10 protein-coding genes and 2 pseudogenes are annotated in these 13,720 nt (G+C 70.5%); 8 read left to right on the forward strand and 4 right to left on the reverse strand.

Annotated features, from left to right (window positions below; genetic code table 11):
• Positions 1 to 124 precede the first annotated feature (124 nt).
• Together ACTWQJ_RS30940 and ACTWQJ_RS30945 are read left to right on the forward strand one after the other, a co-directional pair.
• Positions 125 to 1,189 (forward strand): HoxN/HupN/NixA family nickel/cobalt transporter, encoded by a 1,065-nt coding sequence (locus ACTWQJ_RS30940; RefSeq protein WP_443309823.1) that lies wholly within the window; start codon positions 125 to 127, stop codon positions 1,187 to 1,189.
• Between the two features lie 175 nt (positions 1,190 to 1,364).
• Positions 1,365 to 2,573: an MmgE/PrpD family protein gene (locus ACTWQJ_RS30945; RefSeq protein ID WP_443309824.1), complete on the forward strand. Its 1,209-nt coding sequence runs from the start codon at positions 1,365 to 1,367 to the stop codon at positions 2,571 to 2,573.
• Between the two features lie 51 nt (positions 2,574 to 2,624).
• Here the strand turns inward: ACTWQJ_RS30945 and ACTWQJ_RS30950 are convergent, their stop codons facing one another.
• On the reverse strand, positions 2,625 to 3,602 hold the full coding sequence (locus ACTWQJ_RS30950) for a LysR family transcriptional regulator (RefSeq protein WP_443309825.1): 978 nt from the start codon (positions 3,600 to 3,602) through the stop codon (positions 2,625 to 2,627).
• Between the two features lie 169 nt (positions 3,603 to 3,771).
• Here ACTWQJ_RS30950 and ACTWQJ_RS30955 point away from each other — a divergent pair, with 169 nt between their 5' ends.
• From ACTWQJ_RS30955 to ACTWQJ_RS30970, 4 genes and pseudogenes are all read left to right on the forward strand, one after another.
• Positions 3,772 to 4,959, forward strand: a complete 1,188-nt coding sequence (locus ACTWQJ_RS30955; RefSeq protein ID WP_443309826.1) for a CaiB/BaiF CoA transferase family protein — start codon at positions 3,772 to 3,774, stop codon at positions 4,957 to 4,959.
• Positions 4,960 to 5,008: 49 nt separating this feature from the next.
• Positions 5,009 to 6,175 carry an acyl-CoA dehydrogenase family protein gene (locus tag ACTWQJ_RS30960; protein WP_443309827.1) on the forward strand — a complete coding sequence of 389 codons (1,167 nt, stop codon included), beginning with the start codon at positions 5,009 to 5,011 and terminating at the stop codon, positions 6,173 to 6,175.
• A pseudogene (locus tag ACTWQJ_RS30965) lies at positions 6,172 to 6,939 on the forward strand (electron transfer flavoprotein subunit beta/FixA family protein). The gene ACTWQJ_RS30960 and the pseudogene ACTWQJ_RS30965 overlap by 4 nt, the downstream one beginning before the upstream one ends.
• A 21-nt stretch (positions 6,940 to 6,960) precedes the next feature.
• Positions 6,961 to 7,921 (forward strand): annotated as a pseudogene (locus ACTWQJ_RS30970) (electron transfer flavoprotein subunit alpha/FixB family protein).
• A gap of 55 nt (positions 7,922 to 7,976) precedes the next feature.
• On the opposite strand, the gene ACTWQJ_RS30975 reads toward ACTWQJ_RS30970, so the two are convergent.
• Positions 7,977 to 8,882 carry an endonuclease/exonuclease/phosphatase family protein gene (locus ACTWQJ_RS30975; RefSeq protein ID WP_443309828.1) on the reverse strand — a complete coding sequence of 302 codons (906 nt, stop codon included), beginning with the start codon at positions 8,880 to 8,882 and terminating at the stop codon, positions 7,977 to 7,979.
• A gap of 196 nt (positions 8,883 to 9,078) precedes the next feature.
• On the opposite strand from ACTWQJ_RS30975, the gene ACTWQJ_RS30980 reads away from it, so the two are divergent.
• Positions 9,079 to 10,383 carry a DUF6986 family protein gene (locus tag ACTWQJ_RS30980; RefSeq protein WP_443309829.1) on the forward strand — a complete coding sequence of 435 codons (1,305 nt, stop codon included), beginning with the start codon at positions 9,079 to 9,081 and terminating at the stop codon, positions 10,381 to 10,383.
• Positions 10,384 to 10,400: 17 nt separating this feature from the next.
• Here ACTWQJ_RS30980 and ACTWQJ_RS30985 read toward each other — a convergent pair whose 3' ends face one another.
• Entirely contained in the window at positions 10,401 to 11,216 is an 816-nt protein-coding gene (locus ACTWQJ_RS30985) for a hypothetical protein (RefSeq protein ID WP_443309830.1), read from the reverse strand.
• Between the two features lie 7 nt (positions 11,217 to 11,223).
• Complete coding sequence (locus ACTWQJ_RS30990) at positions 11,224 to 12,330, reverse strand: LacI family DNA-binding transcriptional regulator (protein ID WP_443309831.1); 1,107 nt, start codon at positions 12,328 to 12,330, stop codon at positions 11,224 to 11,226.
• A 157-nt stretch (positions 12,331 to 12,487) separates the two neighbouring features.
• Between ACTWQJ_RS30990 and ACTWQJ_RS30995 the strand changes: the two genes are divergently transcribed.
• Complete coding sequence (locus tag ACTWQJ_RS30995; RefSeq protein ID WP_443309832.1) at positions 12,488 to 13,441, forward strand: ROK family protein; 954 nt, start codon at positions 12,488 to 12,490, stop codon at positions 13,439 to 13,441.
• Positions 13,442 to 13,720: the final 279 nt, after the last annotated feature.

Here is a 13,720-nt window from a genome sequence, read left to right on the forward strand (position 1 = left end):
CGGTGCTTCAGTGGGGAGCTGAAGGGACGGCCGCGTCCGCAAGGGCTGCGCAGCCCTTGCGGACGCGGCCGTCCCTTCAGCTCCCCACTGAAGCACCGCACGGTGCCTGGCCAAGGAAGTGTGTGTGACCACTACGACCCTCACCGCCGGCCGATGGACGCGCGCCGAACGCCTGCGCATCACGGGCATCGTCGGCGTCATCGCCGCCCTGCACGTCATCGGCTGGTCCGTCTACCTCTTCTATGCCGACGACCCGGCCGCTGCCGGCGCCTTCGCCGGAGCCGGAACGCTCGCCTACACCCTCGGCATGAGACACGCCTTCGACGCCGACCACATCGCCGCCATCGACGACACGACCCGGCTGATGCTGCAACGGGGTCGCAGACCCGTCGGGGTCGGCTTCTTCTTCGCCATGGGTCACTCCACGGTGGTCCTCGCCCTGGCCCTCGTCGTGGCTCTCGCCGCCGGCGCCACAGGTGCGGGCGTAGACACCTTCCGCCAGGTCGGCGGCCTGGTCTCCCGGATCGTCGCCGTCGTGTTCCTGCTGCTGGTCGCCGGACTCAACATCGTCGTCCTGGCCGGTGTTCTCGGTCTGTGGCGCCACCTGGCCGAGGGCCGACTCGACCGGCGCGAACTCGAACTGCGGCTCCTCGACCGAGGTCTCCTCAACCGGATGTTCGGCCGTCGCACCCGCGGTCTCATCCGCTCGTCGTGGCACATGTACCCGGTGGGCATGCTTTTCGGGCTCGGCCTGGAGACCGCCAGCGAGGTCACCCTGCTCACGCTGTCCGCCGGCACCGCCTCCCACGGACCGGAGCTCCCTGTCCTCGCCATACTGTCTCTGCCGCTACTGTTCGCCGCCGGGATGAGCGCCTTCGACACCGCGGACAGCATGCTGATGACACGCGCGTACTCCTGGGCCTACCGCAGCCCGGCCCGCAGGCTCTACTACAACATCGCTACCACCGGCATGACGGTGGTGGTCGCCGCCTTCATCGCCAGCGTCTACGTCGCCGATTTCGTCGTCGACACCACGGGAGCACGGGGCCCGCTCGCCGCCTACGCGTCGCTTGCCGACCACTTCGAACTGCTCGGCTACGCAGTCGTCGCCATATTCGTGGTCGCCTGGCTCGCCGCGGCCGCCGTATGGCGTTGTCGCGGACTCGCCGACAAGTACGGCGACCGTTGAGGCGTCGCGCTGACTGTCATACCGACGGCGCATGGGGGCATCACGGCTTTCTACTGTTCAGCCGCCTCCGCCTGCCCGCAGGATGTCCCCCATCAATCGATGTCACGTAGCAGTGCGCGGGCCGGTTCGTGCTCGCGCGGTTCGGGCTCGGTGCCGTCCGTACAGGGAAGGAACGATGGTTTCCACAGCAACAGTACTGGCCGAGTGGGCCGCACAGCTCCGTCCTACCGATGAGGACCTCGCACTCGCGCAGCGCGCCCTTCTCGACACCGCCGCCGTCGCACTGGCGGCGCGCGACGAGGCCATCGTGCCCGTCGTCTCCTTCATGCCGGATGCGGCACGGTGGGCGGCCATCGGGCATGTGCTGGACTTCGACGACCTACACACCGAATCGACGACCCACATCAGCGTGGTCGTGGTTCCCGCCGTGCTCGCCGCAGGTGGTGACGCACGCGCGTATCTGGCGGGCGCCGGGGTGATGGCCCGTCTGGGTACCCTGCTGGGCTGGCCGCACTACTCCTCGGGCTGGCACGCCACATGCACGGCGGGCGCGCCGGCCGCCGCGGTGGCGGCCGGGGTGGCGATGGGCCTGTCCGTACCGCAGCTGGCCAACGCCATGGCCTTGGCCGTTCCCGCCGCCTGCGGCGTCCAGCAGGCCTTCGGCACGCAGGGGAAGTCACTGCAGGTGGGTTTCGCCGCACAGGCGGGAGTCCGGGCAGCCCGGCTCTCCCGCGCAGGTGCCACGGCGGCTCCGAAGGCCCTTGACGCCTGGATCTCCCTGGTCGGGGGGCGCCCGGATGCCCTGGATCCGGGCGGGCCGGCGGTGCCGGGCGGGTTGGCGATCAAGGTCTTCCCATGCTGCTACGCGATGCAGCGGCCGATCGCCGCCGTGCGTGCGGTGCTGGACCAGGTGCGCGGGCCGGTGGATCGGGTGCTTGTGCGCACCTCGAAGGCGTCCGTGCATCCACTGATCCACGACCGTCCCCGTACCGGTCTGGAAGGCAAGTTCAGCCTTCCCTATGCAATCGCGACCGCGTTGCTGGACCCGTATCCGGGCTTCGAGAGCTTCACTGACGACGCGGTGAACCGCGCCGAGGCCCGGTCGCTCGTCGAGCGGGTCGTGGCCGAGTACGAACCGGGCGGGGACGGACTGCTCACCGGTGAGGTCGACATCGAGATCCGGCGCGCCGACGGAGCGTGCGTGCGGAGCCGGCTCTCGGCTCCTCCGGGAGCGCCGACACGACCCCCCACCGACGCGGAGTTCACCGACAAGCTCGGCGCGTGTGGAGCGGACGTTCCCGCCCTGCTCGCCGACGCGACGTGGCAGTCGGTCGGCGAGCTGTTCAGGCGAGTGTTCCCCCGCAACGCGCAAGCCGACGCCTGACCGCCCCTGTACCCGTCCCGCCTCCCAGTCTAGGTCCGGACCGGCGGATACTCATGAGACAGCGCCCTGGGCCTCACCACCGCCCGGAACGCCGCCCCCGGATGTCAGCAGCTGCGCGGAGGGCCACCTGCCCTCCCGCACCGCAGCCCGGACCTGACGTGCCAGCTCTCGCGCCACCACGGCGACGGCGGGCGGTGTGCGCCCCGCTCGCGGCGTCGCGAGAACGATCGAGCGCCATACGTCCGGTTCTCCGAGTGGCGCGGCGCTCAGAGTGCCGTCGGTGACATCTTCGGCGATGCCCACGCCAGGCAGGATGGTCCAACCGTGACCGGCGAGCACCAGTTGCTTCTGCACCCGCAGCGAGTTGGTCTGGAGGACGATGTCCATCCCGGCCTCGGCACGTGCGGCGGCCTCGTCGATCAGGGTCCGCAGCGCGTGCCCGGACGCGGGCATCACCATGGGGTGGGCGGCTGCCTGGGCGAAGGGCACGGGGCGATCCGCGCGCAGCCCCTCCGAGTCCGGCGCCACCACCCACAGTTGCTCCCGCACCAACGGATGAGCGTTGAGGGAGGGACTGCTGGCCAGGTTGTACAGCAGGCTCAGATCGAGGTCCCCGTCGTCGAGCCACTGCTGCAGATGTCCGGAGTACGCGGTCATCAGGCGGAGCTCGATGCCCGGTTGTTCCCGTGCGAGTACGGCCACCAGCGGTTCCGTGAGCAGGTCCGCCGCGCTTTCGAGCAGGCCGACGGTCACGATCCCGGTCACTGCGCCAGGAGTCGGTTGCACTTCGGCGCGAGCCCGCTCGAGCTCCATGAGCGCCCGCCGGGCGCGGTCGATCATGATCAGCCCGGCCTCCGTGGGGCGCATACCCTGTCGGGTCCGCTCGAAGAGCGCAACCCCCAACTCCTCCTCCAGACTTCGGATGTGCCGGGTCACCGCCGGCTGAACCAGGTGCAGCAGTTCCGCCGCCCGCGTCACGCTGCCCACTTCGGCCACGGTGACGAGCGCTCTGAGCTGTTTGACGTCCACTGGCCTCTCCTGCCATCCGCACCCGGCATGCCCGTCATCACGGATTGCTATTTCTCGGATTCAGACATGAGCACTCATGATGCTACTGCTGCACGCAGGGTAGCCCCGTCACAGGTTCGCCGCCGATTGCCGTACGGCGGCCCGCCCCGGCCCACTTGGGAGGACGAGCATGACCGAGCTTCCGCTCTCCGGCATCACCGTGGTCAGCATCGAACAGGCGGTGGCAGCCCCCTTCGCCACCCGTCAGCTCGCCGACCTGGGTGCCCGCGTGATCAAGGTCGAACGTCCCGACGGAGGCGATTTTGCCCGCCGCTACGACACAACCGTCCACGGCCAGTCCAGCTATTTCGTATGGCTCAACCGGTCGAAGGAGTCCCTCACCCTGGACGTGAAGTCTCCGGAAGGCCGAGACATCCTGCACCAGCTCCTGGGACAGGCCGACGTATTCGTGCAGAACCTCGCACCCGGCGCAGCCGACCGACTGGGCCTGGGCACCCAGACTCTGACGAAGCGCTATCCGGCGCTGATCCCGTGCACGGTGTCGGGCTACGGCACCAGCGGGCCATGGGCCGGGCGCAAGGCGTACGACCTGCTGGTGCAGTGTCAGACGGGCCTGCTCTCCCTGACTGGGAACGAGCACGGCTCCGCGCGGGTCGGGGTGTCGGTCGCCGACATCGCCGCCGGGATGTACGCCTACACCGGCATCCTCACCGCTCTGTTCACCCGCGCTACCTCCGGCGCGGTCCGTGCCGTGGAGGTGTCGCTCTTCGAGGCGCTGGCCGAGTGGATGAGCCAGCCCGCGTACTACACCCGCCACACCGGGACCCAGCCGCCAAGGATCGGCACCCAGCACGCCACCATCGCCCCCTACGGCGCCTATCCCGCCGCCGACGGCAAGGACGTCCTGTTCTCCATCCAGAACGAACGCGAATGGGCCGTGCTGTGCGAGAAAGTCCTGGAGCGACCGGACCTCGTCGACGACCCGCGGTTCGCCACCGGCTCGGACCGCGTCGCGAACCGCGCCGAACTCAATGACATCGTGGCCGACCGGTTCATCCGCTCGGGCAGCACGGACCTCATGCGGCTGCTGGACGCGGTCGGCATCGCCAACGCCGGAATCAACACGCTCAAGGACTTCCTCACCCATCCCGTCCTCGACGCACGAGAGCGCTGGCAGGATGTGGCGATCCCCGGCGGCGCCACGGTGCCAGCCCTGCTGCCCCCCGCCGACCTGGCCGGCGTGACACCGCGCATGGGTGCCATACCCGCCGTCGGCGAGCACACCGACAAGATCCTCGTCGAACTGGGCCACAGCGCGGCCGAGACGGACAGCCTCCGCGCCCGGCACATCATCTGACTCCGTTCGCCCGGTCCCCTTCGCCCCATCCATCAAGGAGCGTCACAGCATGAGCACCCTCGACATTCTGTCCGAGGACGAGCGGTTCATCGTCGGCATCGTCCGGGACTTCGTCAACAAGGAAGTCAAGTCGGCAGTAAAGGAGTTGGAGCACGCCAATACCTATCCCGAAGTCCTGATCGAGCAGATGAAGAAGCTCGGCATCTTCGGTCTGGCCATCCCCGAGGAGTACGGCGGCAGTCCTGTCTCCATGCCCTGCTACGTCCTGATCACCGAGGAGCTCGCCCGGGGCTGGATGAGCCTGGCCGGTGCGATGGGCGGACACACGGTGGTCGCCAAACTGCTGCTGAACTTCGGCACGGAGGAGCAGAAGCGCCGCTACCTGCCCAGTATGGCCACCGGCGAGGTCCGCGCCACGATGGCCCTGACCGAGCCCGGCGGCGGATCCGACCTGCAGGCCATGCGCACCGTCGCCCGCAAGGACATCGACGGCTACGTCGTCAACGGGACCAAGACGTGGATCACCAACTCCCGCCGTTCGCGGCTCATCGCACTTCTGTGCAAGACCGATCCCGAGGCGCGCCCCGCCCACAAAGGCATCTCAATCCTGCTGGTCGAGCACGGACCCGGCCTGACAGTCTCCCGTGACTTGCCCAAGCTGGGCTACAAGGGTGTGGAGAGTTGCGAACTGTCCTTCGACAACCACCGAGCGCAAGCCGACGCGGTGCTGGGTGGCGTCGAGGGCAAGGGCTTCTCGCAGATGATGAAGGGCCTGGAGACCGGCCGCCTCCAGGTGGCCGCCCGCGCGCTCGGCGTCGGCCGCGCGGCGCTGGAGGACTCGCTCGCCTACGCCCAGGAGCGGGAGTCCTTCGGAAAGCCGATCTGGCAGCACCAGTCGATCGGCAACCACCTCGCCGACATGGCCACTTCGCTCACCGCCGCCCGCCAGCTCACGCTGTACGCGGCCCGCGAGGCGGAGGCGGGCCGACGCGTGGACATGGAGGCCGGTATGGCCAAGCTGTTCGCCTCCGAGACGGCCATGCAGATCGCCCTCAACGCCGTGCGCATCCATGGTGGTTACGGCTACTCTACAGAGTTCGACGTCGAGCGCTACTTCCGTGATGCACCGCTGATGATCGTCGGCGAAGGCACCAACGAAATCCAGCGCAACGTGATCGCGAGCCAGCTGGTCAAGCGCGGTGGTCTGGACGCATGAGGATCGTGGTGTGTGTGAAGTACGTGCCCGCCGCCACTGGCGGCAGGCACTTCGCCGATGACCTGACCATCGACCGGGACAACGTGGACTTTCTGCTCTCCGAGCTCGACGAGTACGCCGTCGAGCAGGCGCTGCAGATCGCCGAGGACGACGCCGAGGTCACCGTCCTGACGGTCGGCCCCGAGGCCGCCAAGGACGCGCTGCGCAAGGCCCTTTCGATGGGCGCCGACAAGGCCATCCACGTCGAGGACGACGACATCCACGGCACCGACGCCATCGGCACCTCCCTAGTGCTGGCCAAGGCGATCGAGAAGGCCGGCTACGACCTGGTCATCTCCGGCATGGCCTCCACCGATGGCACCATGGGCGTCGGACCGGCGCTGCTCGCCGAGCGGCTCGGCGTCCCGCAGGTCACCCTGCTGTCCGAGGTTTCCGTCGAGGACGGCACGGTCAAGGGCCGCCGCGACGGCGACGCCGCCTCCGAGCAGTTGGAGGCTTCGCTTCCGGCGGTCGTGTCGGTCACCGACCAGTCGGGCGAGGCGCTACCCGTCCTTCAAGGGCATCATGGCCGCCAAGAAGAAGCCGGTTCAGTCCTGGCACCTGTCCGGCCTCGGCATCGCGACGGGCGTCGGCCTGGGCGGCGCGTACACGTTGTCGGCTCCGCGGCCGAGCGTCCGGCGCGCACAGCGGGCGTGATCGTCAAGGACGAGGGCGAGGGTGGCAAGCAGCTCGCCGGGTTCCTTGCGGGCCAGAAGTTCATCTGATCACGTTGAAGTTGCTTTCCCATGGCTGAAGTTCTCGTCTACGTCGACACGTGGACGGTGCCGTCCGCAAACCCACCCTGGAGCTGCTGACCCTGGCCCGCCGCGTGGGCGAGCCGGTCGCGGTCGCGCTGGGCAACGGCGCCGCCGACACCGCCGCCACCCTCGCCGAGCACGGCGCCGTCAAGGTCCTCACCCACGAGGCCACCGAGTACGCCGACTACCTGGTCGTCCCGAAGGTCGACGCCCTCCAGGCCGCCGTCGAGGCCGTCTCCCCGGCCGCCGTCCTCGTCCCGTCCTCCGCCGAGGCAAGGAGATCGCCGCGCGGCTGGCGCTGCGCATCGGCTCCGGCATCATCACCGACGCCGTCGACCTGAAGGCCGGCGACGAGGGCCCGGTGGCCACCCACTCGGTGTTCGCCGCGTCGTTCACCACCAAGTCCCGTGTCTCCAAGGGCACCCCGGTCATCACGGTCAAGCCGAACTCGGCCGCCGTGGAGGCCGCCCCGGCCGCGGGCGCGGTCGAGGCGCTGTCGGTGACCTTCTCCGCCCAGGCCACCGGCACCAAGGTCACCGCGCGCACGCCGCGCGAGTCGACCGGGCGTCCGGAGCTGACCGAGGCCGCGATCGTGGTCTCTGGCGGCCGTGGCGTCAACGGTGCGGAGAACTTCGCGATCATCGAGGCCCTCGCCGACGAGCTCGGCGCGGCCGTCGGTGCCTCGCGTGCCGCGGTGGACGCGGGCTGGTACCCGCACACCAACCAGGTCGGCCAGACCGGCAAGTCCGTCTCGCCGCAGCTGTACATCGCCTCCGGCATCTCCGGCGCGATCCAGCACCGCGCGGGCATGCAGACCTCGAAGACGATCGTGGCCGTCAACAAGGACCCCGAGGCCCCGATCTTCGAGCTGGTCGACTACGGCGTCGTCGGCGACCTGTTCGAGGTCGTCCCGCAGCTCACCGAGGAGATCAAGGCCCGCAAGGGCTGATCGTCCGCAGGCTGTACGAGGCCCTCGTGACCACGCCGGTCACGGGGGCCTCGGCTCATCCCAGGGTCAGCGACGCCTGCACCGGCAGATGGTCGCTCGGGAACTGCCCGTTCATGGAGAAGGTGTTGATCTCCACCCGGTGCACGGTGACCCCCGGCGTCGCCAGGATCCAGTCGATGCGGTCGCCGTCCGGCGCCAGCGGCCGGTAACCGTGGAACGTCCCGTACAGCGCGCTGCGCTCGGCGGCCTGCTCCCAGGTGTCGACGAGCCCGGCGCCCAGCAGTGTGTCGTAGACCGGGTCGCCGTGGGCGGCGACGTTGAAGTCGCCGGTCACCAGCAGCGGCAGCGAACGGTCGAGCCCGGCGATCCGCTGCACGGTCAGGGCGGCGGCACGCGCGCGTGCCTCCTGGCTGCGGTTGTCGAGGTGGGTGTTGAGGAAGTAGAACTCCCGGCCGGCGTCCCGCAGATCGCGGAAGCGGACCCAGGTGACCATGCGGATGGACCCGCCGCCCCAGGTGTTCGACCCGATCACGTCCGGGGTGTCGGAGAGCCAGAAGTGGTCGTACTCGACGGGGGCGAGACGGCGCGTGTCGTAGAAGATCGCCATGAACTCGTCGCGGCTGCCGCCCGCGCGGCCCGTGCCGATCCAGTCGTAGTGCGGCCCGAGGTCGGCCTCGATGTCCTGCAGCTGCTGGTAGAGGCCCTCCTGGGTGCCGATGACGTGCGGGCGTTCGCGGCGCAGCAGTTCGCGCATCACCGGTCTGCGCACCGCCCAGCTGTTCGGTTCGCTGGTGCTCGCGAAGCGCAGGTTGAAGGACATGGCCTCCAGGCGCCGGCCGGCGGAAACCTCGGCCGACGCGGGCAACGGGGGCAGTGCTGTACTGGACAGGGGCAGGGCGACCGCTGCGGCTAACGCGGTCTTCAGGCCCAGGCGGCGCGTGACTCGGCTGTGGTTCGGCACGGTGGCTCCTTCGTTGGGGACTGCCGGGCGGAGTCGTGCGTACCGAAGTGTTCTACCGCCGCATGAGATGAGCGTGAACATGTCGAAAGTTCGCGGTGGCCCCATGAGTAAGCGGTGTTGACCAGGCGGAAGGTCCCCGGATAACTTCGCTCTACGGATTGTTGATTCCGTAAAGCGGAAAGCTGGAGGGTGTGGGATGGGTCAGGGTCAGCAGGAGCAGGTGGCGACGAGCCTGGCGGGCACGGTCAGCGAGGAGATCAGCGCCTCCCTCGCACCGGTCGATGCCGAACTGGAGCGCCGCTACCCCGGAGACCCCGGCACCCGCCAGCCCGTCCACACCGTCTACGTCCCCGGCGACGCCTTCACCGCCGACACCATCCGCTCCTGGGGCGACCAGGCCCTTGCCGCCCTCGACGCACACGCACCGGACGCCGCCTCCTTCGCGGCCGTCCTCGGCCTCCCCGACGACCTCGCCGAGCCCGTCCACGACCGGGTCCGCGCCAAGCTCGAGCATGAGCCGATCGAGGACCTGCGTGTCGACTTCGAGGACGGCTACGGCCCCCGCCCCGACGCCGAGGAGGACGAGACGGCCGCCCGCGCGGCCCGGCTGATCGCGGAGGCGTACGAGAACGGCACCGCGGCCCCGTACACGGGCATCCGCATGAAGTGCATGGAGGCCGCCGTCCGGGACCGGGGCATCCGCACCCTGGACATCTTCCTCACCGGCCTGATGAAGGCCGGCGGCCTGCCCGAGGGGCTGGTCCTCACCCTGCCCAAGGTCACCTACCCCGAGCAGGTCACCGCCATGGTCCGGCTGCTTGAGGCCTTCGAGAAGGCGCACGCGCTGGAGCCCGGGCGGCTCGGCTTCGAGATACAGATCGAGACCAGTCAGTCCATCCTCGCCACCGACGGCACCGCCACCGTCGCCCGGATGATCCAGGCTGCCGAGGGCCGCGCCACCGGACTGCACTACGGCACCTTCGACTACAGCGCCTGCCTCGGCGTCTCCGCCGCCTACCAAGCCAGCGACCACCCGGCCGCCGATCACGCCAAGGCGATCATGCAGGTCGCCGCCGCGGGCACCGGCGTCCGCGTGTCGGACGGCTCCACCAACGTCCTGCCGGTCGGCCCGACCGAGCAGGTCCACGACGCCTGGCGCCTGCACTACGGCCTCACCCGCCGCGCCCTGGCCCGCGCCTACTACCAGGGCTGGGACATGCACCCCGGCCACCTCCCGACCCGCTACGCGGCCGTCTACGCCTTCTACCGCGAGGGCTTCGAACAGGCCGCCGCCCGTCTCGCCCGCTACGCGGGCCGCATCGGCGGCGACGTCATGGACGAGCCCGCCACCGCCAAGGCCCTCAGCGGCTATCTGCTGCGGGGCCTGGACTGCGGGGCTCTCGACATCGCCGAGGTCGCCCGGCTGACCGGCCTGACCCGGACCGACCTGGAGGGCTTCGCGGCGCCCCGGCGGGGCGATCTGACGGCCTCCGCCAAGTAGCGGGGCTGCCGGCGCCGTCACTTCCCGTCCGCCGGTGTGCCCGGACTCCCCGGCTGCTGAGCCCGTACGTACCGCTCCAGGCCGGAGGCGGTCACCAGCTGCTCCTGGGCGAACAGCCGCGTGCCCCGCTCGCACAGCCGGCGGTCGGCGCGGGCCCGTGCGCAGAACTCCGCGGGCGTGGTGCCGAACAGCTTCCGCAACCGGGGCAGGGTGAGGAGGAGTTCGGTGAGCAGGGCGCGCTGCCCGGGATGCGTGCGGGGCGCGGGGGAGCCGTTGTGCAGGACGCCATGGCGGTTGACGTACACGTAAGCGCCGGACAGCGGCTCGCCGTTCTCCAACTCGATCCGCACCTCGGGCGCGGGCAGCCAGGCGCGGGCGAAGTTGCCGTGCGGCAGCGGCACGCCCTCACTCGCATCGACCACCGCGAGCTGCTCGGCGTCGAGCCAGGTGATGAACAACTCCCGTACGACTCCCGGCGCGTCGAACGGGGAGGCGCTCACGTAGCCGAGGCGGCTCACGTGGGCGGAGACACCCACGTCGATGCCGGTGACCCGGGCCTTGACCATCGGGACGGGCGAGGTGATCCCGAACGCGGCCATCTTGTGGTGCAGTTGGCCGGGACAGGCGTTGGAGCCGACGGCGAGGACCGGGGTGCGGTCCTCGTGCACCAGATGGGTGAGCGGCAGCAGCCGGTCCCCGTCGAGCAGCCCCGACGCCTGCGGCCAGGCACCCGGATAGCTCAGCGGACGGTCGCGGGGCGCCTCCGTCAGCCCCAGTGCCTCCAGGGTGCGGTCGGGCCCGTCATGCAGCGGCTGCTTCGAGTGGTCCTCCATCGGCTGCTCAGTCCGCCGGCGGCAGCTCGCCCGAGCCGCGGGTGATCAGCCGGGTCGGCAGTTCGATGCGCTCCGGGACGACGAGCGAGCCGTCCAGCTGGCGGAACAGCCGCTCTGCGGCGGTGCGGCCGAGGGCGGCCGCGTCCTGGGCGACGACGGTGACGCCCGGCTGGAGCAGATCGGCGAGTTCGATGTCGTCGAATCCGACCAGGGCGACCTGCCGGGACTGCTCGGCCAGCACACGGATCACGGTGACCGTCACGCGGTTGTTGCCCGCGAAGACCGCGGTGACCGGGGCCGGGGCGGAGAGCATCTCCTCGGCCGCCCGGCGCACCCGGCGCGGATCGGTGATGCCCAGGGACATCCAGGACTCCTCGACCGGTATGCCGGCGTCCTCCATTGCCGCCCGGTAGCCGCGCAGCCGCTCCGCCGCGGTGTGGATACGGGGCATGTCGCCGATGAAACCGATCCGCCGGTGACCGTGCGCGATCAGGTGCGCGACGCCGTCCCGGGCGCCGCCGTAGCTGTCCGACAGGACGACATCGGCGTCGATCTTCCCGGCCGGACGGTCCACGAACACCGTGGCGACACCCGCTTTGAGCTCGGGTTCCAGATAGCGGTGGTCGTCACCGGCCGGGATGACGACCAGCCCGTCCACCCGCCGCGCGCACAGCGCCAGCACCAGCTCCTGCTCGCGCTCGGGGTCCTCGGCGCTGGAACCGTTGATCAGCAGGGCGCCATGGGCGCGGGCCACCTCCTCGACCGCGCGGCTGAGCGGCCCGTAGAACGGGTCCGCCAGGTCCTCCAGGACCAGCCCGATGCTGGCCGTACGGCCCTTGCGCAGCACCCGCGCGCTGTCGTTGCGCCGGAAGCCGAGCGCCTCGATGGCCTCCTGGACACGGCGCTCGGTCTCCGGCGTGACCCCCGGTTCACCGTTGACGACCCGGGAGACCGTCTTCAGGCCGACCCCGGCACGGGCCGCGACGTCCTTCATGGTCGGCCGGTTGCCGTAGCGGTTCGCGGAGAGATGCGCGGAGAGGCGGTCTGCTCGGCGGTGGGTCTCGGGCACGGTGCGGTGTCCTGTCCTGTGGTCCACGGGGATGCGTCGGTCCATGGTTTGTATGAGGATGTGGCGTCGAGCATAGAGCCTGGACAACGTTGTCAGACGCAGGGGAGACTGTCCACCGCAATCTCCGGCCCGCGCCCCACCGCTGGACCGGCCGCCCTTTTGCCCAGCTCTTTTACCCAGTTGACGGGGAGATCCGACACTGATGCACACCGACCTCGTGGCCGCGCTCGACATCGGCGGAACCAAGATCGCAGGCGGGCTGGTGGACGGCGGCGGCCGGATCGTGGTGCGCGCCCAGCGCCCCACGCCCGCCCAGCAGGACGGCGACACCGTGATGCGGGCGGTCGAGGAGGTGATCGGCGAGCTGACCGCGGCGCCGCTGTGGGGCCGCGCGAACGCCGTCGGCATCGGCAGCGCAGGTCCGGTGGACGCCTCCGCGGGCACGGTCAGCCCCGTGAACGTGCCCGGCTGGCGCGACTATCCGCTCGTGGAGCGGGTCCGGGCTGCGGCCGGCGGACTGCCCGTCGAGCTGATCGGCGACGGCGTCGCGATCACCGCCGCCGAGCACTGGCAGGGCGCCGCACGAGGCCACGACAACGCGCTGTGCATGGTGGTCTCCACCGGCGTCGGCGGTGGCCTGGTCCTCAACGGGCGGCTTCACCCCGGCCCCACCGGCAACGCAGGCCACATCGGTCACATCAGCGTGGATCTCGACGGCGATCCCTGCCCGTGCGGTGCGCGCGGCTGTGTGGAGCGCATCGCCAGCGGCCCCAACATCGCGCGCCGCGCCCTGGAGGCCGGCTGGCGGCCCGGCCCCGACGGCGACACCTCCGCCGCCGCGGTGGCCGCCGCCGCACGCGCCGGTGACCCGGTCGCCGTGGCCTCCTTCGAACGCGCCGCCCAGGCCCTGGCTGCCGGTATCGCAGCCACCGCGACTCTCGTCGAGATCGACATCGCGGTCATCGGCGGGGGAGTGGGCAAGGCGGGCGACGTCCTCTTCTCCCCCCTGCGCAAGGCCCTCGGCGACTACGCGACGCTGTCGTTCGTCCAGGGGCTGAAGGTGATGCCGGCTCAGATGGGCACGGACGCAGGCCTGGTGGGGGCTGCCGCGGCCGCCCTGGCGAGCCGGACGGACGCCACGGCGGCGGGGGTGTGAGCGCCACCGGCAGGAACGTTCACTCCCGGTCGGAGAGGCTCTACGAGCCGACAGACCCGGGACAGGTGCGTGACCCCGGACCGGATCCGTCGGTTGAACCGGGCATGAAGAAGCGCAGCATGCTCGCCATCGCCTCCCTCGCCGCCGGATTCGTCGTCGCGGCGGTCACCCCCTCCCACGCCTGCGGTGAGGGGCCGGGCAACCCCAAGGTGGACGACACCCTCAGCACCCTCGACAAGACCAGCGTGACCGACGGTCTGCCCCTGGACGACCGCACCC

The sequence above is a fragment of the Streptomyces sp. KR55 genome (assembly GCF_052245645.1).
GTDB lineage: Bacteria > Actinomycetota > Actinomycetes > Streptomycetales > Streptomycetaceae > Streptomyces > Streptomyces flavusporus.

Coding starts and splice junctions, on each gene's coding strand:
- ACTWQJ_RS30945 (WP_443309824.1), top strand. CDS start 1,365: ATGGTTTCCACAGCAACAGTACTGGCCGAGTGGGCCGCACAGCTCCGT.
- ACTWQJ_RS30995 (WP_443309832.1), top strand. CDS start 12,488: ATGCACACCGACCTCGTGGCCGCGCTCGACATCGGCGGAACCAAGATC.
- ACTWQJ_RS30985 (WP_443309830.1), bottom strand. CDS start 11,216: ATGGAGGACCACTCGAAGCAGCCGCTGCATGACGGGCCCGACCGCACC.
- ACTWQJ_RS30980 (WP_443309829.1), top strand. CDS start 9,079: ATGGGTCAGGGTCAGCAGGAGCAGGTGGCGACGAGCCTGGCGGGCACG.
- ACTWQJ_RS30955 (WP_443309826.1), top strand. CDS start 3,772: ATGACCGAGCTTCCGCTCTCCGGCATCACCGTGGTCAGCATCGAACAG.
- ACTWQJ_RS30960 (WP_443309827.1), top strand. CDS start 5,009: ATGAGCACCCTCGACATTCTGTCCGAGGACGAGCGGTTCATCGTCGGC.
- ACTWQJ_RS30990 (WP_443309831.1), bottom strand. CDS start 12,330: ATGGACCGACGCATCCCCGTGGACCACAGGACAGGACACCGCACCGTG.